We start from the raw sequence: 840 nt of genomic DNA on the forward strand, positions 1-840 counted from the left end.
CGATATCAAAGCCCGCATCGGCAAATGAGGTGGCAATAATTTTAGCACCCCTGTCATGGCCGTCTTGGCCCATTTTACAGACCAGCATTCTTGGGCGCCGACCTTGGGCTTTCTCAAAGGCTTCAATATCAGACTGTATTGCTTGCCAGTCTTCATCGCCCTCATAGGAGGCGCCGTAAACGCCGCTAATAGTGCGAGATTCCGCCTGAAAACGTCCGTATATTTCTTCCAGAGCATCAGAAATTTCGCCAACAGTCGCGCGTAAGCGAGCAGCATTTACGCTCAATTCTAGCAAATTGCCTTCACCTGTTTTCGCTGCCTCAGTCAAGGCTGTAAGCGCTGCTTTAACCGCATCAGAATCTCGATTTGTACGAATCGATTCCAAGCGCTTGATTTGTGACTCGCGTACAGCCACATTGTCTACTTCAAGTATATCCAGGTCATCTTCATGATCGAGCTGGTATTTATTGACACCAACAATGACATCTTCACCGCGATCAATGCGTGCTTGTTTTTTCGCGGCACTTTCTTCAATTCGCATTTTTGGAATGCCATGTTCTATGGCACTTGCCATTCCACCTTTTTCCTCGATTTCTTCAATTAATTCCCAAGCTCGATCAGCAATCTGCTGCGTGAGACTTTCCATCATGTAGGAGCCCCCCCAAGGGTCTGCAACCTGAGGAATACCTGTTTCTTCTTGAAGGATGATCTGAGTATTTCGCGCAATACGGGCAGAGAATTCTGTTGGTAGTGCAACCGCTTCGTCCAGAGCATTGGTGTGCAGTGACTGAGTGCCACCAAATACCGCAGCCATCGCCTCGATGGTGGTACGAATCACAT

Annotated in this window: 1 protein-coding gene; it reads right to left on the minus strand. The window is 48.2% G+C overall.

The features are described 5' to 3' along the window. The coding region (locus A3729_RS19385) for a methylmalonyl-CoA mutase family protein (RefSeq protein ID WP_231877471.1) at nt 1-840 on the minus strand (840 nt) is incomplete at both ends.

The sequence above is a fragment of the Oleiphilus sp. HI0043 genome (assembly GCF_001634935.1).